Source organism: Amphibacillus xylanus NBRC 15112, from assembly GCF_000307165.1.
GTDB classification, from domain to species: domain Bacteria; phylum Bacillota; class Bacilli; order Bacillales; family Amphibacillaceae; genus Amphibacillus; species Amphibacillus xylanus.
This window is the reverse complement of the sequence record NC_018704.1, coordinates 386,110-412,027: the sequence shown is the minus strand read 5'-3', so window position 1 is coordinate 412,027 and position 25,918 is coordinate 386,110. Positions and strand designations below refer to the sequence as shown.

General features: G+C 36.4%; 23 protein-coding genes and 2 riboswitches. Of the genes, 10 read left to right on the top strand and 13 right to left on the bottom strand.

The genetic code is table 11. From position 1 onward, the window contains the following. Window positions 1-47: 47 nt before the first annotated feature. Window positions 48-1,232 (bottom strand): sugar ABC transporter substrate-binding protein, encoded by a 1,185-nt coding sequence (locus tag AXY_RS02210; protein ID WP_015009145.1) that lies wholly within the window; start codon window positions 1,230-1,232, stop codon window positions 48-50. A 335-nt stretch (window positions 1,233-1,567) separates the two neighbouring features. On the opposite strand from AXY_RS02210, the gene AXY_RS02205 reads away from it, so the two are divergent. From AXY_RS02205 to AXY_RS02195, 3 genes are read left to right on the top strand one after another with little or no spacing between them, the layout of a single operon-like run. Then, window positions 1,568-2,335 (top strand): DeoR/GlpR family DNA-binding transcription regulator, encoded by a 768-nt coding sequence (locus AXY_RS02205; protein WP_041450075.1) that lies wholly within the window; start codon window positions 1,568-1,570, stop codon window positions 2,333-2,335. Between the two features lie 38 nt (window positions 2,336-2,373). Continuing rightward, window positions 2,374-3,303, top strand: a complete 930-nt coding sequence (pfkB, locus tag AXY_RS02200; RefSeq protein WP_015009143.1) for a 1-phosphofructokinase — start codon at window positions 2,374-2,376, stop codon at window positions 3,301-3,303. Continuing rightward, window positions 3,290-5,212: a PTS fructose transporter subunit IIABC gene (locus AXY_RS02195; protein WP_015009142.1), complete on the top strand. Its 1,923-nt coding sequence runs from the start codon at window positions 3,290-3,292 to the stop codon at window positions 5,210-5,212. Before pfkB ends, AXY_RS02195 begins: the two co-directional genes overlap by 14 nt. A gap of 59 nt (window positions 5,213-5,271) precedes the next feature. On the opposite strand, the gene AXY_RS02190 is transcribed toward AXY_RS02195, so the two are convergent. Beyond that, entirely contained in the window at window positions 5,272-5,955 is a 684-nt protein-coding gene (locus AXY_RS02190; RefSeq protein WP_015009141.1) for a DNA alkylation repair protein, read from the bottom strand. 61 nt (window positions 5,956-6,016) lie between these two features. Then, entirely contained in the window at window positions 6,017-7,105 is a 1,089-nt protein-coding gene (locus tag AXY_RS02185; protein WP_231841360.1) for a CAP domain-containing protein, read from the bottom strand. Window positions 7,106-7,347: 242 nt separating this feature from the next. Here AXY_RS02185 and AXY_RS02180 point away from each other — a divergent pair, with 242 nt between their 5' ends. From AXY_RS02180 to AXY_RS02170, 3 genes are read left to right on the top strand one after another with little or no spacing between them, the layout of a single operon-like run. Then, window positions 7,348-7,677 (top strand): PadR family transcriptional regulator, encoded by a 330-nt coding sequence (locus AXY_RS02180; RefSeq protein WP_041450074.1) that lies wholly within the window; start codon window positions 7,348-7,350, stop codon window positions 7,675-7,677. Window positions 7,678-7,680: 3 nt separating this feature from the next. Next, window positions 7,681-7,992: a hypothetical protein gene (locus AXY_RS02175; RefSeq protein ID WP_015009138.1), complete on the top strand. Its 312-nt coding sequence runs from the start codon at window positions 7,681-7,683 to the stop codon at window positions 7,990-7,992. Between the two features lie 20 nt (window positions 7,993-8,012). Next, a complete protein-coding gene (locus AXY_RS02170) occupies window positions 8,013-8,357 on the top strand; it encodes a hypothetical protein (RefSeq protein WP_015009137.1) in 345 nt (114 codons plus the stop codon). A gap of 102 nt (window positions 8,358-8,459) precedes the next feature. Here the strand turns inward: AXY_RS02170 and AXY_RS02165 are convergent, their stop codons facing one another. Next, window positions 8,460-9,311: a DUF72 domain-containing protein gene (locus AXY_RS02165; protein ID WP_015009136.1), complete on the bottom strand. Its 852-nt coding sequence runs from the start codon at window positions 9,309-9,311 to the stop codon at window positions 8,460-8,462. A gap of 486 nt (window positions 9,312-9,797) precedes the next feature. On the opposite strand from AXY_RS02165, the gene AXY_RS02160 reads away from it, so the two are divergent. The 3 genes from AXY_RS02160 to AXY_RS02150 all read left to right on the top strand — a co-directional run bounded on the left by AXY_RS02160 (window position 9,798) and on the right by AXY_RS02150 (window position 13,098). After that, window positions 9,798-10,535 carry an SDR family NAD(P)-dependent oxidoreductase gene (locus AXY_RS02160; RefSeq protein ID WP_015009135.1) on the top strand — a complete coding sequence of 246 codons (738 nt, stop codon included), beginning with the start codon at window positions 9,798-9,800 and terminating at the stop codon, window positions 10,533-10,535. 216 nt (window positions 10,536-10,751) lie between these two features. Beyond that, a riboswitch (purine riboswitch) is annotated at window positions 10,752-10,853 on the top strand. A 111-nt stretch (window positions 10,854-10,964) separates the two neighbouring features. Beyond that, the gene (locus AXY_RS02155; protein ID WP_015009134.1) at window positions 10,965-11,543 is read left to right on the top strand and encodes a xanthine phosphoribosyltransferase; all 579 of its coding nucleotides are present in this window, start codon (window positions 10,965-10,967) and stop codon (window positions 11,541-11,543) included. 31 nt (window positions 11,544-11,574) lie between these two features. Then, complete coding sequence (locus AXY_RS02150; protein WP_015009133.1) at window positions 11,575-13,098, top strand: uracil permease; 1,524 nt, start codon at window positions 11,575-11,577, stop codon at window positions 13,096-13,098. Between the two features lie 781 nt (window positions 13,099-13,879). On the opposite strand, the gene yfcE is transcribed toward AXY_RS02150, so the two are convergent. The 6 genes from yfcE to AXY_RS02115 all read right to left on the bottom strand — a co-directional run bounded on the left by yfcE (window position 13,880) and on the right by AXY_RS02115 (window position 22,173). Continuing rightward, window positions 13,880-14,428 (bottom strand): phosphodiesterase, encoded by a 549-nt coding sequence (yfcE, locus tag AXY_RS02145; protein ID WP_015009132.1) that lies wholly within the window; start codon window positions 14,426-14,428, stop codon window positions 13,880-13,882. Window positions 14,429-14,519: 91 nt separating this feature from the next. After that, window positions 14,520-16,055 carry a glutamine-hydrolyzing GMP synthase gene (gene guaA, locus AXY_RS02140; RefSeq protein ID WP_015009131.1) on the bottom strand — a complete coding sequence of 512 codons (1,536 nt, stop codon included), beginning with the start codon at window positions 16,053-16,055 and terminating at the stop codon, window positions 14,520-14,522. Window positions 16,056-16,149: 94 nt separating this feature from the next. Further along, window positions 16,150-16,251: riboswitch (purine riboswitch) on the bottom strand. A 30-nt stretch (window positions 16,252-16,281) separates the two neighbouring features. Next, window positions 16,282-18,486: a transglutaminase-like domain-containing protein gene (locus tag AXY_RS02130; protein ID WP_015009129.1), complete on the bottom strand. Its 2,205-nt coding sequence runs from the start codon at window positions 18,484-18,486 to the stop codon at window positions 16,282-16,284. Continuing rightward, window positions 18,486-19,733: a DUF58 domain-containing protein gene (locus AXY_RS02125; RefSeq protein ID WP_015009128.1), complete on the bottom strand. Its 1,248-nt coding sequence runs from the start codon at window positions 19,731-19,733 to the stop codon at window positions 18,486-18,488. Before AXY_RS02125 ends, AXY_RS02130 begins: the two co-directional genes overlap by 1 nt. Next, the gene (locus tag AXY_RS02120) at window positions 19,733-20,683 is read right to left on the bottom strand and encodes an AAA family ATPase (protein ID WP_015009127.1); all 951 of its coding nucleotides are present in this window, start codon (window positions 20,681-20,683) and stop codon (window positions 19,733-19,735) included. Before AXY_RS02120 ends, AXY_RS02125 begins: the two co-directional genes overlap by 1 nt. A 128-nt stretch (window positions 20,684-20,811) precedes the next feature. Continuing rightward, window positions 20,812-22,173, bottom strand: coding sequence for a TrkH family potassium uptake protein (locus tag AXY_RS02115; protein ID WP_015009126.1), 1,362 nt, complete (start codon window positions 22,171-22,173; stop codon window positions 20,812-20,814). Window positions 22,174-22,307: 134 nt separating this feature from the next. On the opposite strand from AXY_RS02115, the gene AXY_RS02110 reads away from it, so the two are divergent. Next, a complete protein-coding gene (locus AXY_RS02110; protein WP_015009125.1) occupies window positions 22,308-23,069 on the top strand; it encodes a PAS domain-containing protein in 762 nt (253 codons plus the stop codon). A 97-nt stretch (window positions 23,070-23,166) separates the two neighbouring features. Here the strand turns inward: AXY_RS02110 and AXY_RS02105 are convergent, their stop codons facing one another. From AXY_RS02105 to AXY_RS02095, 3 genes are read right to left on the bottom strand one after another with little or no spacing between them, the layout of a single operon-like run. Continuing rightward, entirely contained in the window at window positions 23,167-24,135 is a 969-nt protein-coding gene (locus AXY_RS02105; protein ID WP_015009124.1) for a sugar phosphate isomerase/epimerase family protein, read from the bottom strand. 22 nt (window positions 24,136-24,157) lie between these two features. Beyond that, entirely contained in the window at window positions 24,158-25,189 is a 1,032-nt protein-coding gene (locus tag AXY_RS02100) for a Gfo/Idh/MocA family protein (RefSeq protein WP_015009123.1), read from the bottom strand. Further along, window positions 25,186-25,917, bottom strand: coding sequence for a ThuA domain-containing protein (locus tag AXY_RS02095; RefSeq protein ID WP_015009122.1), 732 nt, complete (start codon window positions 25,915-25,917; stop codon window positions 25,186-25,188). The genes AXY_RS02100 and AXY_RS02095 overlap by 4 nt, the downstream gene beginning before the upstream one ends. Between the last annotated feature and the right edge of the window lies 1 nt (window position 25,918).

Sequence of the window (25,918 nt, the reverse complement as noted above, 5' to 3'; positions counted from 1 at the left end):
CATTCTGGTAAACAACTTTTCTTTATTAATGCTAAATTAGTTTTCTATTAATCTAACCCTGTAAATTCACTAGCTTCGTAGTATCCAGAGTCAATTAATACAGATTGAACATTTGCTTGATCAACAACGATAACCTCAGATTGCATAGCTGGAACTTCTTTTGAACCATTATCATAAGAACCTGTTGTATCTGGTGTTGCTCCATCTAATAAAGTAATTGCCATACCCATCGCATCTTTAACTAGTTGACGCACGTCCTTAAATACTGTCATTGATTGCTTTCCATCAATAATGTATTGAATTGACGCCTTCTCTGCGTCTTGACCAGTAATCACATAACTTGTAATATCACTATCTGTTGCAAACGTATCAGCTATTGATCTTGATGTACCATCGTTTGGAGCTAAAATTAACACCTCTCCTTTAAGGTCATCACCTGCTGCTGTTAAGTGCGTCTGAGCTTTATTAATTGCTTCATTCGGATCCCAGTTTGTCGTAACTTGACCTAAAATACGGCCCATTTCGTCACGCGTTAATTCTGGTTTGTCAGCTAAAGCTTCTGCCTCACTAGAGTTGGCAACAACAAACGTACCGTCGGCAATTTTCGGTTGTAATACTGACCATGCACCTTCAAAGAACAGAAATGCATTATTGTCAGATGCCGCACCAGCATATAGATATAGAGGGATATTCGTACCATTTGCATGCTCAATTAAATAGTTCCCTTGAGCTGCTCCCACTGCAAAACTATCAAACGTAACATAATAATCAACTGCATCGGTGTTCGTAATTAAACGATCGTATGCAATTACCGTTACACCTTCATTAGCTGCCGCTTGAGCTGCAGCACCAGCAGCATCCCCGTCATGAGGACTAATAATCAAGACATCTATTCCACGACTAATTAATGTCTCAACGTTTTGTAATTCATTTGCCGAAGAACCTTGGCTAAATAATATTTCAGTTGTATACTCTGAATCAGCTAAAGCATCCTTAAATCTTTGCTCGTCTTGTACCCAACGTGGCTCATCACGTGTTGGTAAGACAATCCCTACGTTAATGTCTCCACTTGATGTATCATTATCTTCTGATTCAACCTCATCTGTCGTATCAACGTTAGAATCATTTGAGTCATCTGCATTTCCACCTGTGTCATCTGCACAACCTACAAGCACAAAAGCAAACAACAATGAAACGATTAAAAACAATAAACCTTTTTTCTTATTAAGCATTACTATACCCCTTTCCATAGCTTGTTTTACTTGCACCTTAAGTATAGTAAGCGCTATCAACCGTCCGCAATTGCATTCAATGGTGTTTTTTTAGCATTAGTAGTAATAATTTAATATTTCTAGAAAAATAATTAATCATTTAATCTATTGTTAATTTATTGAAGTATGCTATTGATCAATTTTTGTTGAAGTAAATCTCTCATATACTCAGTCACTCTAATTACAAAAAAGCAATTTGAGCGTTTTTGATTGCTTTTGAATGTATATGATTGATTTTGAGCGTTTTTTAATATATACTTGACTTATCAAGAAAACGGTACCAGGGAATGATGTCAATGTTATTTGAACACAGAAAAGAAAAAATCTTAAGCCTATTATTAGAAAACAACACCGTTACGATTCATGATTTAGTAATTCATACTGGTGTGAGCGAATCGACATTAAGACGTGATTTGATTGCACTTGAAGAAGAGGGATTATTAACACGTATTCATGGTGGGGCAACAAAAGTAAAAAATATTAATCCAGAATTAAAAATGGTTCAAAAACAAACAATTAATCATGATAAGAAAGTCAAAATCGCTCAGTACTGTAGCACTTTAATAAAACCTAATAATCAGGTTTACGTTGATGCAGGAACGGCAACATTAGAAGTAGTTAGATTCATGCCTACTGATAAAAATATTCAAATTGTCACAAATGGCGTTGATCAAGCTCTACTTGCTTTGCAACGAGGGATTAAGGTTACATTGTTAGGTGGTCCGGTGAAGCAAAGTACTCATGCCATCGTTGGTATCACTGCTTATCAGCAACTAGAAAGAATGAATTTTTCAATGTCCTTTATTGGGATGAATGGAATCAGTTTAGAAAGTGGACTCACAACGACTAACTTAGACGAGGCCGCCTTGAAGGAATGTGCGATGCAGCAAAGTCATAAAATTAGGATTCTAATGGATGACAGTAAAATTAATCAAGTTTATGAATTCAAGGTAAAGGCACCATCACAGGCTATCATCGTACTAAACGAAGAAGCGAAAAAACAGTCACCAAATACGATTGAAAAATTAAGTGATCAGTTTGATTTTCACTTTATCAAAGGTTAATGACGTGATATTAACTTAATGAAAAAGGAGATGATAGGATGCTCTATACGTTAACATTAAATCCATCAATTGATTACATTATGCACATTAGTAATGTCAAAGTCGGGGAAACAAACTATGCAGATAAAGAAAAAATGTTACCTGGCGGAAAAGGAATTAATGTGTCACGTGTATTAAATCGATTAGGTGTGACGAACAAAGCACTAGGCTTTATTGGTGGCCACTCTGGGCATTTTATTGAGGAATGGCTTACAAATGAAGGAGCAAAGCATGAATTCATTAAAGTGAATGGCGATACAAGGATAAACGTCAAGCTAAAAGATGAAGCCGAAACTGAACTAAATGGAAAAGGGCCAATCATTACCGAGAAGGAAAGTGAAGCGCTATTAAATCAGATTCTCAAGCTTACTTCTGCAGATACAATCATTTTGTCAGGCAGTAAAAGTAGAGGTCTATCCGAAACATTTTACAATGAAATAATTGACATTTGTCAAAAACAACAGATCAATTTTGTTATTGATACAAATAGTAAGGAGCTTTTAGATATTTTAAAAGCAAAACCATTTTTAGTGAAGCCAAATCAAGCAGAACTTAGTCAACTGTTTAATCAGCCGATTCAATCAAAAACAGATGCAATCTACTACGGTAAAAAACTTCAGGAAGGTGGTGCGCAAAACGTCATTGTTTCACTAGGTGGAGATGGTGCGATTTTTATTGACGATCAAGAGACTTACATCGCAGCTTCACCTAGAGGAAAAGTTATCAATACGGTCGGATCAGGTGACTCGATGATTGCTGGATTTATGGCAGGTATTGAAAAAGGACTATCAAAGTTAGAAGCATTTAAACTTAGTGTTCAGTGTGGAAGCGCAACTGCATTTAGTGAAGATTTAGCAACAAAAGATGCTATTTTAGCATTAAGCAATCATGTCGAAATAGAAAGGGTTGAAGACAATGAAAATGACTGACGTATTGCGAGAGGAATTAATGATATTATCTCCTAAAGCAACAACAAAAGAAGCCATTCTTGATGAAATGGTAAGAAAACTCGTTGACACAGGAGCTGTAGATGATTTCGATACATTTAGAGAGGCAATTGCAGAACGTGAAAAAAGTATGAGTACAGGACTTGGTGATGGTATTGCTATGCCACACGCCAAAAATAAAGCAGTCAAACAAACTTCTGTCGTATTTGCCAAACATCCTACTGGAATTGACTTTGACAGTTTGGACGGACAACCAGCTCGATTATTCTTTATGATCGCGGCGAAAGATAGCGCCAATGAAACACACTTATCGATCTTATCAAATTTATCAAAGCTCTTAATGAACAACGATTTTATTCAAGCACTTGATGCCGCTAACACGCCACAAAGTGTAACAGCTGTCATTAATTTAGCTGAGGCTAGTTTAGAACAAGATCAGCCTCAAACGAGTGTTCCAGCTGATAAAAATAATCAAGCAGATCAACCTTATATTATCGCTGTAACCGCTTGTCCAACAGGTATCGCTCATACGTATATGGCAGAAGATGCTCTGAAAAAGACAGCACAAGAAATGGGTGTCAACATCAAAGTTGAAACACACGGATCAGACGGTGTTAAGAATCACCTTACAGCTGATGACATTGAACGCGCAGACGGTGTCATAGTTGCAGTTGGTAAAAATGTTCCGATGGCCCGTTTCAATGGCAAACCAACTGTTGAACGACCAGTAGCCGATGGAATTAAGAAAAGTAAAGAATTAATCAATGAAGTATTATCAGGTGAAGCACCAGTTTATCGTGCTAGTCGTAGTGATCAAGAAAAAGATTCAGCAACAAATGACGACCAAGACGTAAATCCATTTTCTTTAAAATCAATTTATAACAATTTAATGAATGGTGTCTCAAGTATGCTACCATTTGTTATTGCTGGTGGAATTATTCTAGCAATTGCATTTATGCTAGAACGACTTTTAGGCAGCGACTCGGGAACTTTCCTAGGTATCAAACAAGTGGGCGAGGCAGCATTCAACTTATTAATACCTGTTCTATCCGGTTATATTGCCATGAGTATTGGTGGAAAACCCGCGATGGTCAGTGGGTTTACCGCTGGCGCATTAGCCTTTAGTGCAAATGCTGGATTCTTAGGTGGAATTATGGCCGGGTTCTTAGCTGGATATGTCACACTTCTGATTATCAATTTATTAAAGAACATGCCAAAGAGCTTATCTGGAATTAGAACAATTTTATTTTATCCAATTCTGACGTTATTTGTCACAGGTTTGTTAATGTACTTTGTTTTCGGTCCAATTTTTGCAAATATTAACATTGCCATGATTAACGTATTAGAAAATCTTGGCACTGGTAACAAGGTACTCTTAGGTGCAACTCTAGGTGCGATGATGGCAACAGATATGGGTGGACCGATTAATAAAGCGGCTTATGCCTTCTCTATTGGGATTTACAACGATACTGGTGACGGAAGCTTAATGGCTGCTGTCATGGTTGGTGGAATGATTCCGCCATTGGCAATTGCATTAGCAACAATGATTTTTAGAAATAAATTTACTAAAGTTCAGCAAGAATCTGCCTTAACGAACATTGTATTAGGTCTATCATTCATTACTGAAGGTGCAATTCCATTCGCAGCTGCTGATCCAATTCGTGTGATTGTTTCAAGCATGATCGGAAGTGCTATCGGGGGTGGATTAACTCAATTATGGTTAACGAGTGTTCCAGCACCACATGGTGGTCTGTTTACTATCATTCCATTAGGTGAAAATCGATTATTACTATTCCTATCGATTATCATCGGTACGCTGATAAGTACATTTATTCTAGGTCTTTGGAAAAAACCACTTGAAGAGCAAATTGTTTCTGAACAATTATCATAAATAAAAATACCTAGTACGCACAATTAAAGATTGCGTACTAGGTATTTTTATCTCTTGTATTATTTTCGTCTCATCTGTCTAATTTGCATTTTTGTCTCTTGATCGACACGATGCGATTCAGTAATTTTTTGTAACGCTTTATGATAAGTAAAATCATCTAATGTGTTATCTTTTAAAAAGACGATCGTCTGGTCAGGAAACTTTATAAAACACATCGATATTGCCCAGGCAATAGCCATCTTAACGTAATACGCCTCATGCTTTATCCTGTCTAAAATCGACAATACTTGATCAATATATTCACGATCTAAGTAATAGTTTAACATCATCACAACCGCAAATCGCAGATCATATTCTTGATCTGAAGCAATGTACGGCTGAATAAATTCCCAGACTCGTTCCTTATACTTATTAGTCACCTTTAAACTTGAACAAAAGCTATCACAAACCGACCAATTATTTATTTTCGGAATAAACTTTGCCGCTTCTGATAAAATCTCTTCAATATCTGCCTTGATCGATCCGATAACCAATCCCTGCAACATGACTTCTTCAAAATAATCATCCTTTGCAGTCGCAAGATATCGTCTCCAATCATCCTTAGCAATTTGTTTTGCTAATTTACGAAGATGCGGCAGGCGAACACCTAAAATATTTGAAGCTGTCGGGTTAAGCTTTGCTGAAAACTTCTGATAATCAGGGTCAATTAAACTAAAAATTTGTTGTCTCACTTGATCTTGCATCACGATCCTCCAATATAAACTTATTTCTACCTCACGCTATCATGATTTTGTGCTAAGTGCATTAATCAGCATAGAACTTCTCCGTATAAAATGGTTGATTGCTTTCATTAAAATCAACACCTATGCCAAGCTTAGTAAAATCATTATAGAGAATATTTTCCCGATGGCCTGGCGAATTCATTAATCCTTGGTGAGCGAAAATACTACTAAATTGTCCATATGCTAGATTTTCCCCAGCAACAGTGAATCTAATCCCATCATTTATTAACCGATCGGAAAATGTCTCGTTTTGTAAGTTTGTATGATTAAAGAATTCATTTTCCGCCATATCTGTACTATGCTTTCTCGCAGTCTTACGGACCGCCTCCTCCCATTCTAATACAGGCAGCCCTTGTTTTACACGACTCGCATTTGTTAAATCAAATAATTGATATTCAAAGCCTTCTCTCAATGCTTCATTATGCGCCGGATAAAGCGCTTCTTTTGTTAACTCTAATTTCTGATCGATTAATTGTATCGCTGTCACCTGATCATCTGCTTGAGTGTCATAAAATATCGTGAGATAGCTACCATCAATCTGATAGATATCATATTCATTATCACTATCAACTTGATAAATAAATTGTCTATAGTGAATCAGTTCTTCAGGTTCACCTAAAATATTGTTAACGGTAGTTTTTGAATCTCCTAGCTTAATCCCTAAAGTAGAGGAAATTAAGTCTTGGTTCGTGTATAGCCCTCTTACAATTTCTTCATCATCAAACGCAATCATAATAAAATTTTGATAATTCTCATGATAAGTGAACCAAGCTAATCCATATTCATTCATGCTTTCTCTAACTGGATCACCATATATTTTAGCCACCTCTTCATAAGTATCGCCTAATTCAACATTCCCAATTGAAAAGGTTTGTCTTTTGGGGGCAAAGAGCTCGATCTTTTCATCAGTTTCTTGTTCCGATCGATCATTTGCGTGAGGCGCCAGAAGTTCAGGTGATGATAGATGACCACGCAGCTTTTTAAGATAATCATTTTTCTCTAGTAATTCCCCTGTATGCTCACTAATTGAGTCAATCAAGTTATTTAAACGGACAGGAAGGACTTCACGAATTGGCTCTTCCCATAGTGGGTATGTCCACCATAATATCAAAACTATGATTAACGAATAAAAGAATCGTTTCAAAAGATCATCCCTCTCAAGTGATAAGCCTTCCCACGTTAGCTATCACAGTACTATCCATTATATAACTACATTTCATTCTTTTATTCATTTTAACATAATCGATTATTTCAGCTCATATATATTTTCCAGCTTTTATGAACCATAAGGATTGACTGCGCATATACATAGTATTACAATGTATATAGTAATAAAATATATGAAGTTAGGTGATGAACTTGGTTGAAGGCGAAATGTTGAAAGGTGTGCTTAAGATCCTTGTTCTAAAGCTAATAAGTAATGAAGATTTATATGGGTATGCCTTAGTGAAAAAGCTTACCCAACAGTCAGACGGGTTAGTTACAATCAAGGAAGGAACACTCTATCCAATTCTCCATAGCTTTGAACAATCAAAAGACGTAAGCAGCTACTGGCAGGAAAGTGAGACAGGGAGAAAACGAAAATATTATCAGATTACAGAACAGGGTAAAGAAACTTTAAAAGAACTTATCACAAAGTGGCGTCAGCTTGAAACAGCGACAAATAACGTGCTGGGAGGCTAAACGATGAGAGCGTTAAAACAGTATGCTAAACATGTTGCTCGTTCCATTACTGATCCAATTGAACGCAAAGAAGCTAGGAATGAAATCTATAGTCACTTATTAGAATCATATGAAGAAATTCGTAAAACAAGCTCTAGTGATGAAGAAGCAATCGAGTTAGCCATTGAATATTTCGGCAATACACATGAAATGGCTAGTGACTTAAAAAAGGCACACATTAAAAAATTAAGTAACTCGTCTTTTGTTGTAATCCTTAGTTCGACATTGTTTTTACTAATCTTATTGTATGTCTTGTTGCTAATGGTTTTTAATTAAACTGTGAGAGGAGTATGATTATGGATTTTGTAAAAAAATATTGGGTTCCTGTTGTTCTTTATTTAGTGGCATTTTTTATCCTTCCGCCGATAATGATCAGGCAAATTGACGACGGATTCGGGCTTGTGATTATTAATTTAATCTTTATTAATTCAATTACGGTGTTTTTCAGTACATGTTATGTAACATACAAGTTCGGTTTAGATTGGTTGCATTTGATCATGATGGCACTACTATTTCTAATCTCATGCTTTGTCGTTTGGAACTCTTCTGCGATAGGATATCTGATTCTTTATACGATTGTTTACGGTCTTGCGTTATTAATCGGTTACTTTTTCCGCAAAATAATACCAAGCCATACCTAATTTATGAATTATAGTAGATCAAAAAAGAACAAGGCGTTCAGTTTATACTGGATCCTTGTTCTTTTATAGGCATCACTTCTCAACTTATTAGTTAACTAATCATTAAAATAAACTAAGCTGTTTTGGCGATAATCCGTCATAGTCAATGTCTAACATTGCTTGTAATGTCTTCGCATTCCCAGCGGCATCTCCGCCTGAGTTATTATTGAACAGAATATACACATCCTTTGATTGTTTGGCAATTTGCAAAACCCGATCACGCCATTCCGTTAATTCAGCTTGATTATATTTGTATAGGTATCTAACTTCACGCCAATTGGTTTCTTTATCTTTTGGACGATTCCAACCATATACATTCCGACCATGAAATCGAATTAAAGTTTTCTCTGTATTTGTCACTACTGGAACAATTGGAATCGAGCCATCTCCTACTTGTGGTTCATCTACAATTGTATGAATCCAATTATCTTGCTTCATCAAATCAATTGTTTGCTGATAATTTTCTGCACTGTACCATGAACGATTTCTCAATTCAAGCGCAATCGGAATACCTCTCATCCTCTGAACACAGTAACGTAAATATACGATATGGTCTAAAGTACAATTAAACCATGGTGGAAATTGAAAGAGCACCATCCCTAATTTATTCGCCTCGATAAGTGGCTGAAGTGACATTTTAAACTGTTCAAACATCTCTGTCTTCGATTGATAAGGCTCGTTAGATTTCTTATGACCTGTCATGCCTTGATAAGCTTTCACGACAAAGCGAAAGATTTCTGGTGTATCTTTCACCCACTTTTCCATATTACGAATTGGTTGAATCGCATAGTATGACGCATCAAGCTCGACAATTGGAAAATGACTACTATATTCTAATAGACGCTGATGATTTTTAGTTTCTGCTGAGTAAAGTTCAGGATGATCACGCCATCCAGTAACACCAATGTAGATCAAATGAACCACCTACTTACTTTACATTTTTTCTTATTTTACCAAACAAGATACACATTGTCAGGTTAATAATTTTTCATAATATTATTGATATTGATTAATAAGTGAATGAATTTCATAATGACTTAATTGGCTATAAAACACGAACAATTGGGTTACAGGTGACGCGGTGATTTCCACTCTAGGCGGACGCTTTCCGCGGGATCGGCCTCAGCTAATTGATAAAAGCTTTTCAAGCTTTTATCACTGGATCTTCGGACACGATTGTTCCCGCTGGAGTCGCCGCCTGCCGTTCCAATCACTTGATTAGGCTTCTTTATTTACGTATTATATTGTATTTTCATTTGTAATTGTTCGTGTTCTTAACTAGATTTTTGTATTATGAAATTGACTCAAGTAGAATTTTATAATTGATTAATTACTTTTGTATTTATGCGAAGTGTTTCACATTTAAGAAGTGTACAATAAATATATTTGGAGGTTTCTGAGATGGGGAGAGTACAGGACAAAGTAGTTATTGTAACAGGTGGCTCACAGGGGATTGGAGAGGCAATCGTTCGTCGACTAGCTGAAGAAGGAGCTAAAGTTATCATTACTGACATTTCAGTCGATCAAGGTGAAAATTTAGCTAAAGAACTTGGCGAGAATACGACATTCATTAAGCACGATGTCTCAAATGTCGATGATTGGAAAAACGTTCTAAACAAAGTTGATGAAAAGTATGGAAAAGTGGATGTTTTAGTCAATAATGCCGGTATTTCTATCTTAGGATCCGTAGATGAAATGTCTGAAGAAGATTACATGAAAAACATAAATGTTAATCAACATTCAGTATTTTATGGCATGAAGCTAGTTAAGCCGTTAATGGATAAAGCCGGTGGCGGATCTATTATCAACCTATCTTCGATTGCTGGTATTATTGGTAGTCAAGGCGGAACAGGTTATAATGGATCTAAATTTGCAGTCCGCGGAATGACTAAAACTGCTGCATTAGACTATGCAAAAGATAATATTCGAGTTAATTCGATTCATCCAGGCCTTATCGAAACTCCTATTTTGAGCGTTCTTTCTGATGAATACAGGGAAATTCTAAACAATTCTATTCCTATGGGACGTATAGGTAAACCTGAAGAAATTGCTAACTTAACCTTATTCTTAGCCTCTGACGAATCAACTTATTGTACAGGTGCTGAATTTGTTGCAGATGGTGGATTTACTGTCCAGTAATTTTTAATACTTTTATTATGAGAAGTCGTGTAATAATCAACATTCGATTATTACATGGCTTTTTTTATTTATGAAAACTAATAATTTATGTCATCCTTTAAGTATGAGAAAAACATTAAAATACGAACATTTTTATTAAATTAGGTAATTTTGTTCGTAATATCAAAAAATAACACTTCACAAATCTACAAAATTGTTTTATACTTACTTTTGTACAAAAATAAAAAAATTATTACTCGTATAATCGTGGTGATATGGACCACAAGTTTCTACCGGGCTACCGTAAATAGCCTGACTATGAGTGAAGATTAGCATTGTTGCTTCAATATTTTGAAGGAACTAGTTTCGGATTGCCGAATGTTATGATCACTTATTAGTTATGAAGTGGTCTATACATTCGGTTTTTTAGTTTTTTAGGAGGATGTCAATTTGGAATCACTTAAGCAAGCCATTTTAGAGCGAGGAAAAGCATTATCTGATCAAGTATTAAAAGTAGATGCTTTTCTAAATCATCAAATCGATCCACAACTAATGATTCAAGTAGGTCAAGAATTTGCCGATCGTTTTAAAAATGATCAGATTACTAAAATTTTGACAATTGAATCATCTGGAATTGCCCCAAGCTTTACAACAGCGGTCGAGCTTGATATTCCACTCGTTTTTGCTCGAAAAAAGAAATCTCTAACAATGAGTGACAACGTATTTGTAAGTCAAGTTTATTCATTTACTAAAAAAGAAAGTAATACCATAACGGTCTCAAAGAATTTCATTGAAGAAGGCGATTGTGTTCTAATCATTGATGACTTTTTAGCAAATGGACAAGCAGCACTCGGTTTAATCGACATCGTCAAACAAGCTCAAGCATCAGTAGCGGGTGTTGGAATTGTAATCGAGAAATCATTTCAACCTGGTAGAAAACAGATTGAAGAATTGGGTTATCGCGTTGAGTCACTTGCCCGAATTAAATCACTTGATACAGGTCAAATCAGTTTTATAGAAGAAAATTAATCAATCAAAACTAAGGAAAAGAGGCAAAACCATGTCAAAAAAAGCATTCCACTACCCTTTATATAAAAAAGAAGATACTGACGCATTTTTTGCTTTATTTCAAAATAACCTCGCAAACTTTGTCGTCATAACAGTTACCATGCTCGGAATGGGCTTCCCATCTAGCATTGTCTTTGGTAAAGTTATTCCCGGTTCAGCAATTGCCGTAATGGTTGGTAATTTATATTATGCTTATATGGCTAAAAGACTTGCAGTAAAAGAAAAAAGAACTGATGTAACAGCACTATCATACGGGATTAGTACCCCTGTAATGTTCGTCTTCTTATTTGGCGTTTTAGCTCCTGCGCTTGCGATTACAAATGATCACGAACTTGCGTGGAAAATTGCAGTAGCAGCAGCATTTTTAAGCGGAGCAGTTGAAGCATCAGTAAGTATTATTGGTAATAAAGTGCGTAAGTTTTTACCACGTCCAGCTTTATTTGGCGCTCTTGCTGGTGTTGCCTTAACATTTGTTGCTGGTGAAATGCTATTTAACACTTTCGCAATCCCTGTTGTCGGTCTCGTTTCCTTAGCCATTATCCTTGTTGGTTTTATTGGTAAGTTAACAATGCCTTTTAAAATTCCTACATCACTTTTTGCTATTATTATTGGTACAATTCTTGCATTTGTCATGGGCTATCAATCGCCAGATTCAATTGCAGAAGGACTTAAGCATGTTGGTTTTTATCCGATTCTTCCTTCTTTAGCAGCATTTCAAGGTTTGGAGTATTTATTCGGTCCGTTAATTGGACTACTTGCTATATTAATTCCGATTACAATATATAACGCGATTGAAACAATGAATAATGTCGATGCAATGGAAGCAGTTGGAGATTCATATCATGTAGGGGAATGTCAGGCTGTAGATGGTATTGGCGCAATGATTGGTGCGCTATTCGGTGGTCCATTCCCAACAACAGTTTATATTGCAACTGTTGGATCCAAAGAAATGGGTGCAGGTCGCGGTTATAGTATCCTTAATGCCATTGTCTTTGGTATTACTGCAGTTACTGGGGTTATCGCAGCATTAGCCGCAATCATTCCACTTGCAGCAATTGCACCAATTCTTGTATTCACAGGAATGTCATTAATCGTTTCATCATTCTCTTCAAATGATAGGAAATACTATCCTGCCGTTGCTATTGCAATCTTGCCTTATCTAGCTAATTATATTATGACTCGTTTCAACAACAGTGCTGGAGAGGTTGTAGCTGGAATATCAGAAGGGATTGTCCCATTAGGAAATGGTGCGATGTTTACCGCTATTCTACTCGGTGCAATAACGGTTGCTATAATTGATAAAAACTTTAAACGAGCAAGCCTGTTTTCTATCATTGCAACAATTTTATCATTCGTCGGCTTTATGCATGCACCTTCACTAGCTCTTAATGCTGCACCTGATTATACGATTGGTTATTCAATTATTGCGCTTTTCTTTATCTATTGTGGCTATAAGGTAAAAGCATCAAATACGATCAGCCATGTCGACTTAAACATTAAAAAGATTGCTAGTTAAATAAATCATCTATAAATTCAGGAAGGGATAAACTCCTTCCTGATTTTTTATTTCCCTGGAAATCTACGGATTTTTACTCAAATTAAAATATCAACGACCTTGAATGTTTTTTCAATCAAAATAAAAATCACTACATTATTATGTTTTAAATAATGAAGTTAAGTGTATTTATGGGAACTTGTGTGTATTCTCGAAAACTTGTGTGCATTTCTGAAAACTTGTGTACATTTCACGGAACTTGTGTGTATTTTGCGGAACTTGTGTGCATTTCCGCGAACTTGTGTGTATTTTCGAAAACTTGTGTGCATTCTCGCGAACTTGTGTGTATTTTCGAAAACTTGTGTGCATTTCGCCGAACTTGTGTGTATTTCTAAAAACTTGTGTGCATTTCAATGAACTTGTGTGCATTTCACGGAACTTGTGTGTATTTCTGAAAACTTGTGTGCATTTCGCCGAACTTGTGTGTATTTCTAAAAACTTGTGTGCATTTCAATGAACTTGTGTGTATTTTGCGGAACTTGTGTGTATTTCCGCGAACTTGTGTACATTTCGCGGAACTTGTGTGTATTTCTGAAAACTTGTGTGCATTTCAATGAACTTGTGTGCATTTCGCAGAACTTGTGTGTATTCTCGAAAACTTGTGTGTATTTCTGTAAACTTGAATGCGTTTTGTAAAAGGTGATAATAGAAATAGACAAATAAAAAATGGCTTTAAACAATTTTTTGTTTAGAGCCATTTTCTATACTTTCTTGGTTAGTTATATCCTAGCCTCTTTATTCGCTATTGATTGAGTTTGATTTTCTTTATTGCCTGATGTCGATCCATATCCCACAAAATTATTTCATCATTTTCATAGTAAGCGTATGAGCGACTGCCATCTTTAGGAATGGTCGTACTCCCTGGATTGAGTACAATAATTCCATCTTTCTTTTCAAGAACTTTTACATGGGTGTGTCCGGAAATAACTACATGACAGCCAAGCGCTTTTGCCTGTTCAATTCGTTCTTCCTCTGTTTCCTCATAGCCATGTACTAAGTAAAAACGATATCCATCAAAAGTAATCACATCCGATTTCTTCGACAGATCATGTTCAATTACCATCTGATCAACATCTGCATCACAGTTACCACGAATATAGATAATATTATTCCGTGCTTTTAGCAACTCAGCTAATGCTTTAGGATTATAGCTTGCCGGAAGATCATTACGTGGCCCATGATAGAGTACATCACCAATATGAAGAATTTTTCCTGCATCTTTCAATTCTTCTAAAGCTTGAACCGTATCGTCTAACCCTCCGTGTGTATCACTAATCACACCTAATTTCATCCTTAATCACCTCAAAATTATTCTACTACATACCGAAAAAAATACAAAAGAGCTATAGCCCTTGATAAACTGGACTTAAGCTCTTTGTGATTTACTCCCACTCAATCGTTGAAGGTGGCTTGCTTGTAACGTCATACACGACGCGGTTAACATTCTGAACTTCACTTGTAATTCGTTGTGAGATTTTCTCTAATACATCCCATGGGATTTGTGCCCAATTTGATGTCATACCATCTACTGAATGAACTGCACGAATACCGACCGTATGATCATATGTTCTTTCACCATTCTTAACTCCAACGCTTTGGATACCTGGTAGAACAGCAAAGTACTGCCAAATATGACGATCAAGGCCTGCACCTGCAATTTCCTCACGTAAGATCGCATCTGCTTCTCGAACAATCTCTAGTTTCTCTTTTGTAACTTCACCAAGAACGCGAATACCTAAGCCTGGTCCTGGGAAAGGTTGACGCCAAACCAGTGTTTCCGGAAGACCTAGCTCAATACCAACTGCACGAACTTCATCTTTAAATAAACTCTTTAATGGCTCAAGTAATTTAAATTGCATATCCTCTGGCAATCCACCAACGTTATGGTGTGACTTCACCATTTTCCCATCTTCTGTACCTGATTCGATAACATCAGAGTAAATTGTTCCTTGCGCAAGGAATTCAATATCTTTTAATTTTGCAGCTTCATCATCGAATACGTAAATAAATTCATTTCCGATTATTTTTCGTTTTTGTTCTGGATCAGATACACCAGCTAACTTACTTAAAAATCTTTCTTCAGCATCTACTCTAATAATATTCATATTAAAGCCGTCTTTGAATGTTTTCATGACCAAATCGCCTTCATTTTTACGAAGTAGACCATGGTCAACAAAAATACATGTTAGTTGGTCACCAATCGCCTTATGAACAAGTCCAGCTACGACAGATGAATCGACACCGCCACTTAATGCAAGTAATACTTTCTTGTCGCCAACAGTTTGACGAATTTGCTCAATTTCCTTTTCAACAAAATAAGCAGCTGACCAATTAGCATCACACTGGCAAATTTCATGAAGGAATTTTTTCAAGATTGCTTGTCCATTTGTTGTCTCTTGTACTTCAGGATAGAACTGAATCGCAAAAATCGGCTTATCATGATGGCGAATGGCAACTACTTGTGAGTCATTTGTCGCTTCAATGGCAAAGCCTGGAGCGACCGTATCAATTTTATCGCGTTTACTTAACCAAACCGTTTCCTTAGCAGGTGCTGTAGGGAATAGCTGTGCAGCTTCTGCAACATCTACTTCTACTTGCGCATATTCTTGCAGATCAGATTGTTCAATTTTACCTCCGAATAGCTCATTAAGTGCGTGCATGGCATAACCAATTGCTAATACAGGAATGCCTAAATCAAAGATCCCTTCATTAATAGGCAATCGATCTGAATCAAATACACTTCGTTGGCCACCAGCCAACACGATTGCTTTCGGATTAATTTGCTTAATTTCATCAATTGTTAATCGATGGGAGTGTAACTCACTGTATACACCTAAATCCCGGATTCCTCTAGTCAGCGCTTGACTATGTTGACTGCCATAATCAAGAACTAAAATTAGTTCATTATCTGTTTTCACTCTTGCCAACTCCTCCGTCTAGCTAAAAATTTTAAGAAAACATTCATTAAGCCAAAACAAAAGCCTCTGTCAATAAAGACAGAGGCAGAATAATCTCCACTTATTCTGCCTCTATAGTCAGGAATTTTACGGATTCCCGGTAGAAACTCTCGGTCCTTATCACCGAGGATATACAGAGGTGCTAGGTTTAATAATGTTACTATTTTATCAATCGTCACTTTATCGGTCAAGTTATGACTCGCTTAATGAGTTGCTGGTAACAATCATACAAACTAGCTAAATCTGTCAATTGATATCCTTTACGATAAATCAGTTGAGCATATTCATTCGTCAATTGTGTCATTGAATCCATCTGCAACACTTTATCAACTTCTTTCGCAAATTGATGGAGTGTTTGCTCTGGTTTTCGCTTTAGTTGCTTGAATCTTAATAACATCATTAAGCTACGGTATGCCTTTGTAAAATCAGCAGCTGTTTCAAAAGGTCGATGATAGAAAAAGATTAGCTTTGTTAAAATTAACTTCCACTTAACCATTCCCATTATCACTAAAATTAATGTCACAATAATGATAATAAATGATGGAGAAATTAATAAAGCTTTTGATGAGCTCGGCGGATCAACTTCATGATCAGGACTATCCTGATCACTGTCTAATTCATCTTCTTCCAATAACTCATGTTCCTCTTCTGTTGTTTGTTGATCTTGTTCATCCAACTCATCTACTTCAGCTTGAGCATCGTCATGATCAGTAAACTCACTTCCACTAAAGCCTATCGTCGGTTCAAATGGTATCCATCCTATTTGCGGAAAATATACCTCAACCCATGAATGGGCATTACTATCTGTAATTTGATAACGATATAGGTCTTGATCTACTGTTGATAGATCTTCAACAATTGTACCACTTGTAAAGCCCTTAACCCATCTCGCTGGAATACCAACTGTTCTTAATAAGACGACCATTGCCGTTGAGAAATTGTCACAATAGCCATACTGTGTTTCAAATAAAAATTGATCAACATAATCTTGATCTAGAGCAGGATAAGGTACATCCTCAATCTGATAACGGAAATGACCACTAGAAAAATAATTTTCAATCGCAACTGCTCGATCATAGCGTGACTCAATTCCCTCTACAATTTCTGATCCGAGCTGATAGACACGATCAGGTAGTGTATTTGGGAGTTGTAAGTATTGTGATGCAATTTTATGCGGAATCGCTCCATTTGCTGCTCTTAGTTGATCATCAGATACATTTGGATACGCATACGTGAGCTCAAACGGTTCATTATAGACTAATTGAAGATCTTGCTCCGCTAATTTAATTTTCCCTGTTATTGATTCATATTCCATCATATCAACGTGCGGATGACTAATATCTGATACCCCATAAGGATAAATGACATTAGCAAAATTAATTTTGTCTGTATATTGAACCTTTGCATGAGTTAATTCATTTGTAGAGTTGAACTCGGTCAATTCTAAGGCCCCAGCATCGTATGCTTGATATCGCATCGGATGATTCGCTTTCCACCCCTTCCCTGTATAAAAATCTTTCGATTCAATGCGCCAATAATGTTCAAGCGACGTTTCAGTATAAAGTATTGGCGTGTCGTCCATCTGAAATGTCCCGCCAAGTCGACTATCATCTTCACTATAACCGAATTTTCCACCTTGACTAGACTGATCGCTATCCGTAATTTGCTCACCTACTTTAACAATAAATGGGACAGGATCCGGCCAAATCGGACGTGACTTTGGTGCAAAATAACCGATTGCCAAGATCGTCACCATCGTCAATGTTAATGGTAATCCAACTCTAATCATCCATCTCGACAAATTTATTGTTAGTTGTTTTTCAGTGATCCGTTTTAAATACGTGTTAAGTGCAAGTATTAAAATACTCAGGATTGCTAGCCGAATAATCGCTTGATTGGCCTGATAATCTGTAAATGTATCCATTACAGTCACATACAAAACAGTTAGACCAATATAAACTAGTACTCGTTTCATTTGCACAAGCCAGAAATACAATAAATAACTGACTAACGCAATAATAATTAAGAAGATAATCGTTTGAAATAAGTCAGTAAATTGATGCCAATTTCGAGCAACGATTGCAGCTGAATTAACCTGGATTTCACTTTCAATAAAATTTCGCCAAGCATCACCAAAAACCGGCTCTGGTAAGAATATCAGTTGAACAATCACAATTATAACAACTGCTTTTATCATTGCCGTTATCCAACTTGGTAGGTTAACGATCATAATGAAAAAGCAAAACACAGCGAAAATAATAAATAGATAGAGATAATCAAAGCCGACAATTTGATTTAAAGAATATACCCATTCAAAGAACATCGCTAAACCAAGAAAATAGATAATCGTAGACAAGACTTTAAAAGTAGTTGTTTCTTGCTTGTGGTTCATTAAATCGTCACCACCCCTCGCTGTTGCTTAATTTCTGCTTCAGACATCGAGTAGACATTTATACGAGCATTCCTTAATTCTAATTCTAATCTTGCCTCATCGCCCATTTTTCCATTTCGAGTACGTGTAACATATATAGTCAATTTTCTTTGTTGTGTAGATAGGAGCTTAAGTTGACGAACGATTTGATCTGTCAATCGATCAGTAAATACGACAATAAACGTTCCTTTATCATAAGTGCTTTGATAACGATCAAATACTGATTGGACGATTGACTCTGTCGCACCTGCCTTTAACTGAGTAAAAAAGTCAGTTAAACTCTCATGACTGCTTCCATTTGACAATGATACTGATTTGTCCCCTCCAAATAGACAATCTACGCGTAAGTTTTTTAGCTTCATTATTGATAAAAGCATTTGACATACGGATAAATTCCATTCGAACGCTGGGTGATTATTAAAACCAAACAACAAAATGGTACCATCACAATTAAATTCCTGATCAAAATCCTTAGTCATCAATGAAGCTGTTTTAGCTGTAGCCTTCCAGTGAATTGACGAAAGTCGATCTCCTGGCATATAAGGTCTAGCACCAGAAATAAGATTTGACCGATTTGCGTGCATTGTCGATACATGCTTATCGCCTAATTCTTGTCTATATGTACTAAAATCCAGCTGTACATTTATTTTTTTCGGTGTAACATAAAACGTTGTTTGAACAGGAAGCTCTACTGTCTTTTTAATAAAGCCAAATATATCTGAAACGGTAATCGAGACAAATTGCATCGTATGTATACCCCGAGGTAAGTTCGTTAATTGATACTGATAAGATAAATGCTTACGAAAATTAGGATATAAAAGATGTCGCTCATTCATATCACGCTTATTAAATTGACCTTGTGTTAATATCTCCGACCAATGGTATGGATTAAAGACATGACTCAACGATTTTGGCACAGTTTCTTCAATGATTAAGTATGAGATTGGAAATCGTAAGCGGCGCTTGAAATTTAGTGTAACTCGAATTGAATTTCCCGCTTCAATTTTTTCATCATTGAGAATGCGCTCCACTTGCCAATCCCTAATCGGGTAAAAGATAAAACAGAGAAAATAAACTAAGAATGGAACAGATATATAAAATAGAAACCAGCTAGTAAAACCACCTTGAAACATCGCATAGCTAAAAAAGCTTAACGATAAAATGATGAGAATCATTAACTTCATCAGCAAATAGACCACTCGTCGCATTAATATATTTCCTTTCGAACAGGTACCTCAACTTGTCCCAAAATTGACTCAATAATTTGCTCTGGTGAGCTTCCATCATATTTAGCAGATTGTGTTAAGATTAGTCGATGCTTAAGTACAAATGGTGCTAAATATATAATATCGTCTGGAATACAATAATCGCGACCATTAATGTACGCATACGCTTTTGCCGCTTTCATCAGACCAATTGCCCCACGTGGACTAACGCCTAAATGAACTTGCGGATGTTCACGTGTCGTTCGAACAATCTTGACAATAAATGCTTGGATTACCCGATCTAAATATACTTGATTTACCTCTTCTTGCATCGTGACAATCGATTGGCGATCGACCACAGATGTCAGTGTTTCAATCGGATGAACCCCTCCTGTTAACTCTAACATCTCAACTTCTTCACTTTCAGTTGGATAGCCCATGTTTAATTTTAATAAAAACCGATCAATCTGAGCTTCTGGCAAAGGATATGTCCCTTCATACTCGATTGGATTTTGTGTAGCCATAACAAAAAACGGATGATCAATTACAATCGTTTGTCCATCTACTGTTACACTGTTCTCTTCCATTGCCTCTAATAAAGCAGATTGCGTTTTTGGAGAGGTACGATTGATCTCATCCGCTAGAATAATATCACCAACAATAGGACCTGGCTTATATTCGAATTGATGCTTTTGCGGATGATAAATTGACACACCTGTCACGTCAGACGGTAATAAATCAGGAGTAAATTGAATTCGACTAAAAGAACAATTCATTGATTTAGCTAATGCACGAACTAGCATTGTTTTCCCTACCCCTGGAATATCCTCGAGTAAAACATGTCCTCGTGCTAATAATGCAGTTAAAGACAAAATAACCGTATCTTCTTTTCCGATTATGACTTTATTTATATTATTAAGTAATTTATTTATTTTCAGCTGATGATCATTCATATCAGAGAAAAACCTCCTTATTTGTCAACTATTTCTCTTATCTTCTATACTATAGATTTTATCTATAAAAATAAACATATAACAACAAGAAAAGACGTTTTCTAATGAAAACGTCTCTGTTTGTCCGACTAGCCGATTAACATTCGCGCTTTTGGATAACTATAGCGATCTTTTGTTGGTGGGCTACTGATTAAGAATAGGAATGAGAAAATGCCAATTCTTCCGATAAACATCATCATCATAATGACAATGCGCCCAATTACCGAAAGCTCTGAAGTAATCCCTAAGCTTAAGCCTGTCGTTCCAAAAGCAGAAAATACTTCAAAGGTAATTTCTAAAATTGAATGAGATTCCGTGATTGCTAAAATAAAGATTGAGATAAACGTAAGTGCAATAGCTGTTGTTAAGACAACAAACGACCGAATCGTATCTTGATGACTAATTTCTCTGCGGAATATTTTTATCGACTGTCTACCTTTTGCATAGTTATAGACAGCTAATAACATAACCGCAAAAGTCGTCGTTCTAATTCCACCGCCCGCACTACTTGGCGAAGCACCAATAAACATTAAAAACGCCATAATAATTAATGTTGCGGTAGAATAGTTTGCAATATCAATTGTAACTTGTCCCCCACTCCTTGTCGAAACCGATTGAAATAAGCTTGAAAATAAAGCCTGATACCATGGTTGATTAGCAAACATATGATTATTCTCTAATAGAAATATGACAATTGTACCAAAAATAAGTAAAATGAAGTAAGTTGACACAGTTAACTTCATAAATGTTGTAAAACGAAAATGACTATTTCCACTTTTTCTATTCTTCAGCCATTGTTGAAGCTCGATTAAGACAGGAAAACCGATCGCTCCTAATATCATCAAAATGATATGAACGAATTGAACGAAATAATCATCAGCAAATAAAGCGAGTGACGTGCCTGTTATGTGGAACCCCGCATTCGTCGTCGCACTCACTGAGGCAAAATACCCTTGTAATAAAGCCTCTTGCCAAGTATCAAAATAATTGAGGTAATAAATACTTAGAACAATCATACCTACCAGTTCAATTGTCAAAATTGTCTTTAAAATCTTTTTTGTCAATCGAACAAGACCAGATAGCGTTGCTTGATTATGATCAACTGATATAAGTTGTCGCTCGCGAATGCCTATTTTCTTACCGATCAGCATATAGATAGCAGTTCCTAAAGTCATAATGCCAATACCACCGAGCTGAAAAATAAAAGACAGCACGAAATAACCTGCTGTATTGAATACTTCATCAATGGCAACAACAGATAGACCAGTTACACTAATCGCGCTAATTGAGGTAAATAGACCATCAAATACTGTCACCGACTGTCCTTCTCGCCAAAATATTGGCATGTTTAGTAGAGCAGTTGAAATAATGATCGCTAAAAAATAAAATAAAACAATTAACTTAACCGGTGATATGGCATGTTTATTATGCACTCGATAGATCAAGCTCATATAATTATCTCCCTTATCATTACGATGTGTATTATTATATATTAGAGATTTCAAGAGAACAATTGATTTAGAGTGTTCCTCAATCACTTACAGTCTAAAACTTATTATTGATTATTTAAGGAGTGATATATTCAATGGTGACACAATTAAATGATGCATTTTTTAGAGAAGCACTTAATCATACAAATGTTGGTCTTATTATAACAGATCCGAACCAAGATCATCATCCAATCATATTTGCGAATAAAGGTTATGCTAATTTGACTGGTTATGAGATTGACGAAGTAATCGGAAAAAATGGTCGACTACTTCAAGGAGAAGAAACTGATCCTAAAGTAATCAATACCTTAAAGCAAGCAATTAAAGCAGAACAGTCAATTACAGTTGAAATTTATAATTACAAGAAAAACGGTGAGGGGTTTTGGAATAAGCTCACGATTGATCCAATGTGGGTTGATGGGAAATTGTATTACGTCGGTGTTCAAAAAGACATTACAGAGACAAAGCGAAAGGAAAAGCTGTTACAAGAGGCACTAACTGAACTTGAGGAGCTATCAACGCCAATTGTGCCAATTGACGACCATATCGTTGCCTTGCCATTGATAGGCAAAATTAGCCAGAGACGCTTTGAATTATTGACAGAGAAAATTTCAAACTTTCTATCTTTAAATAAAAATGATTACCTCATATTAGATTTATCCGGCCTACTTAATATTGAACCAGAAGTTGTCGATTCATTTTTAAAACTGCAAGATCTCACTCAAATTATCGGCACACAATTAGTGATTACTGGTGTGAGACCTGATCTCGCATTAAAAGCACGTCATTTTACGCATCAACTCATCGGCTTAAAAACTTACTTAACGATTCAAGATGCCATTAAGGCCCTATCTTAAAAAGAAAAGACTTTCATCAATTTTGTTCTGATGAAAGTCTTTTCTGTTAAAGTTATGATCCATATGATCTTTTTACTTTAGATCACTTTTTATTACTTTAAACCCACCACATATCAGCGGCTTTTTCTGAAATATTAATACTCTTTAAATTTTGAACAGCTTTCTTGAAGCCTTCTTCAACTGACATGATCGGATCCTCATGCTCAATACTAATAACATAATCATAACCATAAGTTCTTAATGCGCTAACAATGTCAGTCCAAACTTGCATACTGTGACCATATCCAACTGAGCGGAACGTCCATGCACGTGTCTGAACATGATCGTACGGTTGCATATCAGTTAAGCCATACATATTAACATTATCTTGATCAATATACGTATCTTTAGCATGGAAGTGATGAATCGCGCCTGCCTTTCCTAAAATTTTAATTGCAGCTACAGGATCAATTCCTTGCCACCAAAGGTGACTTGGATCAAGGTTCGCTCCAATTGCCGGTCCAGTTGCTTCACGTAATTTTAACATCGTATACGGTGTATGAACGAGGAATCCTGCATGTAGCTCAATCCCAATCTTCACATTATTTTCTTCAGCTAGTTGGTTGATTTCTTTCCAGTAAGGAATGAGTTTTTCTTCCCATTGCCACTTCAAAATATCACTATATTCGTTTGGCCATGGTGTGACAGGCCAGTTTGGATATTTAGCATTTTCACTATCTCCTGCCGTACCAGAGAATGTATTAACAACTGGAACACCCATAAGGCCAGCTAATTTAATTGTTTTACGTAAAACTTCATCTGATCTACGAGCATATTCTTTATCCGGTGAAATCGGGTTATCATGACAACTGAATGCACTGATCGTCAAACCACGTTCCTTAACTTTAGCTAAATACGCTTCACGTTCAGATTCACTAGCTAATAGTTGATCAAGCTTAGCGTGTGCATCACCTGGGTTACCCCCTGTCCCAATTTCAATTGCTTCTAGTCCTGCATCACTTACATAATCAAGCATTTCTTCAAATGATTTTTCTCCAAATAGAACGGTAAAAACACCTAATTTCATTGAAATATCCTCCTTTATGATTTTACTGTTTAATTTTTATTCTCTTGCCTGTCTCACTAGATTCTAAAGCTGCTAGAATAATATTTAATGATTTTAGTCCTTCCTCACCTGTAATGAGTGGATCACGATCTGCTTGAATTGATTCGATAAAGTGATCAATCACGTGAGAAGTCGTCTGTCCACCAGCGTCATTAGATTGAATTTGGCCTAACTCATATTTAACAGTTTGTCCGTTTGTATAGCTTGCAATTAGACTATAATCTGGGTCATCTTCAAGACGTAGTGTTGCTTTCTCACCATAGATAACTGTTGAGTTGTCTTCACTTGAATTGTAAGCCCAGCTAGCAGTTAACGTTCCAATGATACCTGACTCACTTCTTAGTAAACAAACGGCATTATCATCAACGTCTGAGTCAGTCTTTGCATTCCCTTCAACAATTGCTGCTACTTCAGTAAATTCTTCACCTAATATATAACGAATTAAGTCTGATTTATGGACGCCTAAATCACCCATTGCACCGATAAATGCTTGATCCTTTTTAAAGAACCAGCTATCTTTACCATCAATGCTCCATCCTTCTGGACCACCATGACCAAATGCTGTTCTAAAACTATAAATCTTACCTAATTCTCCAGCTTCAATTAAATCTTTTGCTTTCTGGTGTGAAGCTACAAAGCGTTGGTTATGTGCGATCATTAATTTACGATTATTTTCCTTTGCTGCCTTAATCATTGCTTCACCTTCTTCAGCTGATGTCGCCATAGGCTTTTCACAAAGAACGTGCGCTCCTGCTTCTAATGCAGCGATTGATACAGGTGCGTGTAGATAGTTTGGTAAACAAACACTAACAATGTCAGGTTTAACTTGATCAAGTAATTCTTGATAATCTGTAAATGCTTTTGCACCATATTGAGCTGCAGTTTCTTCTACACGCTCAGGTACAATATCACAGACAGCCACAATCTCAACATGCGGATTTGCCTGATACTCAGGTAAATGACGCATTCTTGCAATACTTCCTACTCCGATAACAGCTACACGATACTTTTTCATGATAATGACTCCTTTTTCACGATATTTTCAAGTGGTTCAGCTTGGCCATATTGATGCTGAGGTCCTTTTGATGACACAACCCAATTGACTGCGTTTTTAATTACTTTTTGAATATTTTCATTATGATATGTTGGATATGTTTCATGACCTGGTCGGAAATAGAAGATCTTTCCGTTTCCTCGTCGATACGTTACACCGCTTCTGAAGACTTCTCCACCTTCAAACCAACTAACAAAAATTAATTCATCTGGAACTGGCACATCAAAATGCTCACCATACATTTCTTCTTGTTCAAGTTCAAAATATGAATCAAGTCCAGATACAATTGGATGTGTCGGGTCAATTACCCATAAACGTTCACGTTCGCCGACTTCACGCCATTTTAAATCACAGCCGGTTCCCATTAGTTGCTTGAATATTTTTGAAAAATGACCAGAGTGTAAAACGATTAAGCCCATTCCATCTAAAACACGTTGGTGAACTTTATCAACTATTTCTTGTTTGACTTCATCGTGCGCAAGATGTCCCCACCAAATCAGGACGTCCGCTTCTTTGAGGACTTGATCTGTCAAGCCATGATCTGGTTCATCTAAAGTTGCTGTCGTTACTGTATGACCGGCATAACTTAAAAAATCAGCAATCGCACCATGAATGCCTTTTGGATAAATTTCAGCTACTCTAGGATTTAATTTTTCGTGACGATTCTCATTCCAAACGACTATATTCATG

What these genes read in the sequence shown, in the direction of transcription:
- AXY_RS02210 (WP_015009145.1), bottom strand. Translation starts at nt 1,232, where the DNA reads ATGCTTAATAAGAAAAAAGGTTTATTGTTTTTAATCGTTTCATTGTTG.
- AXY_RS02205 (WP_041450075.1), top strand. Translation starts at nt 1,568, where the DNA reads ATGTTATTTGAACACAGAAAAGAAAAAATCTTAAGCCTATTATTAGAA.
- pfkB (WP_015009143.1), top strand. Translation starts at nt 2,374, where the DNA reads ATGCTCTATACGTTAACATTAAATCCATCAATTGATTACATTATGCAC.
- AXY_RS02195 (WP_015009142.1), top strand. Translation starts at nt 3,290, where the DNA reads ATGAAAATGACTGACGTATTGCGAGAGGAATTAATGATATTATCTCCT.
- AXY_RS02190 (WP_015009141.1), bottom strand. Translation starts at nt 5,955, where the DNA reads ATGCAAGATCAAGTGAGACAACAAATTTTTAGTTTAATTGACCCTGAT.
- AXY_RS02180 (WP_041450074.1), top strand. Translation starts at nt 7,348, where the DNA reads ATGAACTTGGTTGAAGGCGAAATGTTGAAAGGTGTGCTTAAGATCCTT.
- AXY_RS02175 (WP_015009138.1), top strand. Translation starts at nt 7,681, where the DNA reads ATGAGAGCGTTAAAACAGTATGCTAAACATGTTGCTCGTTCCATTACT.
- AXY_RS02170 (WP_015009137.1), top strand. Translation starts at nt 8,013, where the DNA reads ATGGATTTTGTAAAAAAATATTGGGTTCCTGTTGTTCTTTATTTAGTG.
- AXY_RS02160 (WP_015009135.1), top strand. Translation starts at nt 9,798, where the DNA reads ATGGGGAGAGTACAGGACAAAGTAGTTATTGTAACAGGTGGCTCACAG.
- AXY_RS02150 (WP_015009133.1), top strand. Translation starts at nt 11,575, where the DNA reads ATGTCAAAAAAAGCATTCCACTACCCTTTATATAAAAAAGAAGATACT.
- yfcE (WP_015009132.1), bottom strand. Translation starts at nt 14,428, where the DNA reads ATGAAATTAGGTGTGATTAGTGATACACACGGAGGGTTAGACGATACG.
- AXY_RS02130 (WP_015009129.1), bottom strand. Translation starts at nt 18,486, where the DNA reads ATGAACCACAAGCAAGAAACAACTACTTTTAAAGTCTTGTCTACGATT.
- AXY_RS02125 (WP_015009128.1), bottom strand. Translation starts at nt 19,733, where the DNA reads ATGCGACGAGTGGTCTATTTGCTGATGAAGTTAATGATTCTCATCATT.
- AXY_RS02120 (WP_015009127.1), bottom strand. Translation starts at nt 20,683, where the DNA reads ATGAATGATCATCAGCTGAAAATAAATAAATTACTTAATAATATAAAT.
- AXY_RS02115 (WP_015009126.1), bottom strand. Translation starts at nt 22,173, where the DNA reads ATGAGCTTGATCTATCGAGTGCATAATAAACATGCCATATCACCGGTT.
- AXY_RS02110 (WP_015009125.1), top strand. Translation starts at nt 22,308, where the DNA reads ATGGTGACACAATTAAATGATGCATTTTTTAGAGAAGCACTTAATCAT.
- AXY_RS02105 (WP_015009124.1), bottom strand. Translation starts at nt 24,135, where the DNA reads ATGAAATTAGGTGTTTTTACCGTTCTATTTGGAGAAAAATCATTTGAA.
- AXY_RS02100 (WP_015009123.1), bottom strand. Translation starts at nt 25,189, where the DNA reads ATGAAAAAGTATCGTGTAGCTGTTATCGGAGTAGGAAGTATTGCAAGA.
- AXY_RS02095 (WP_015009122.1), bottom strand. Translation starts at nt 25,917, where the DNA reads ATGAATATAGTCGTTTGGAATGAGAATCGTCACGAAAAATTAAATCCT.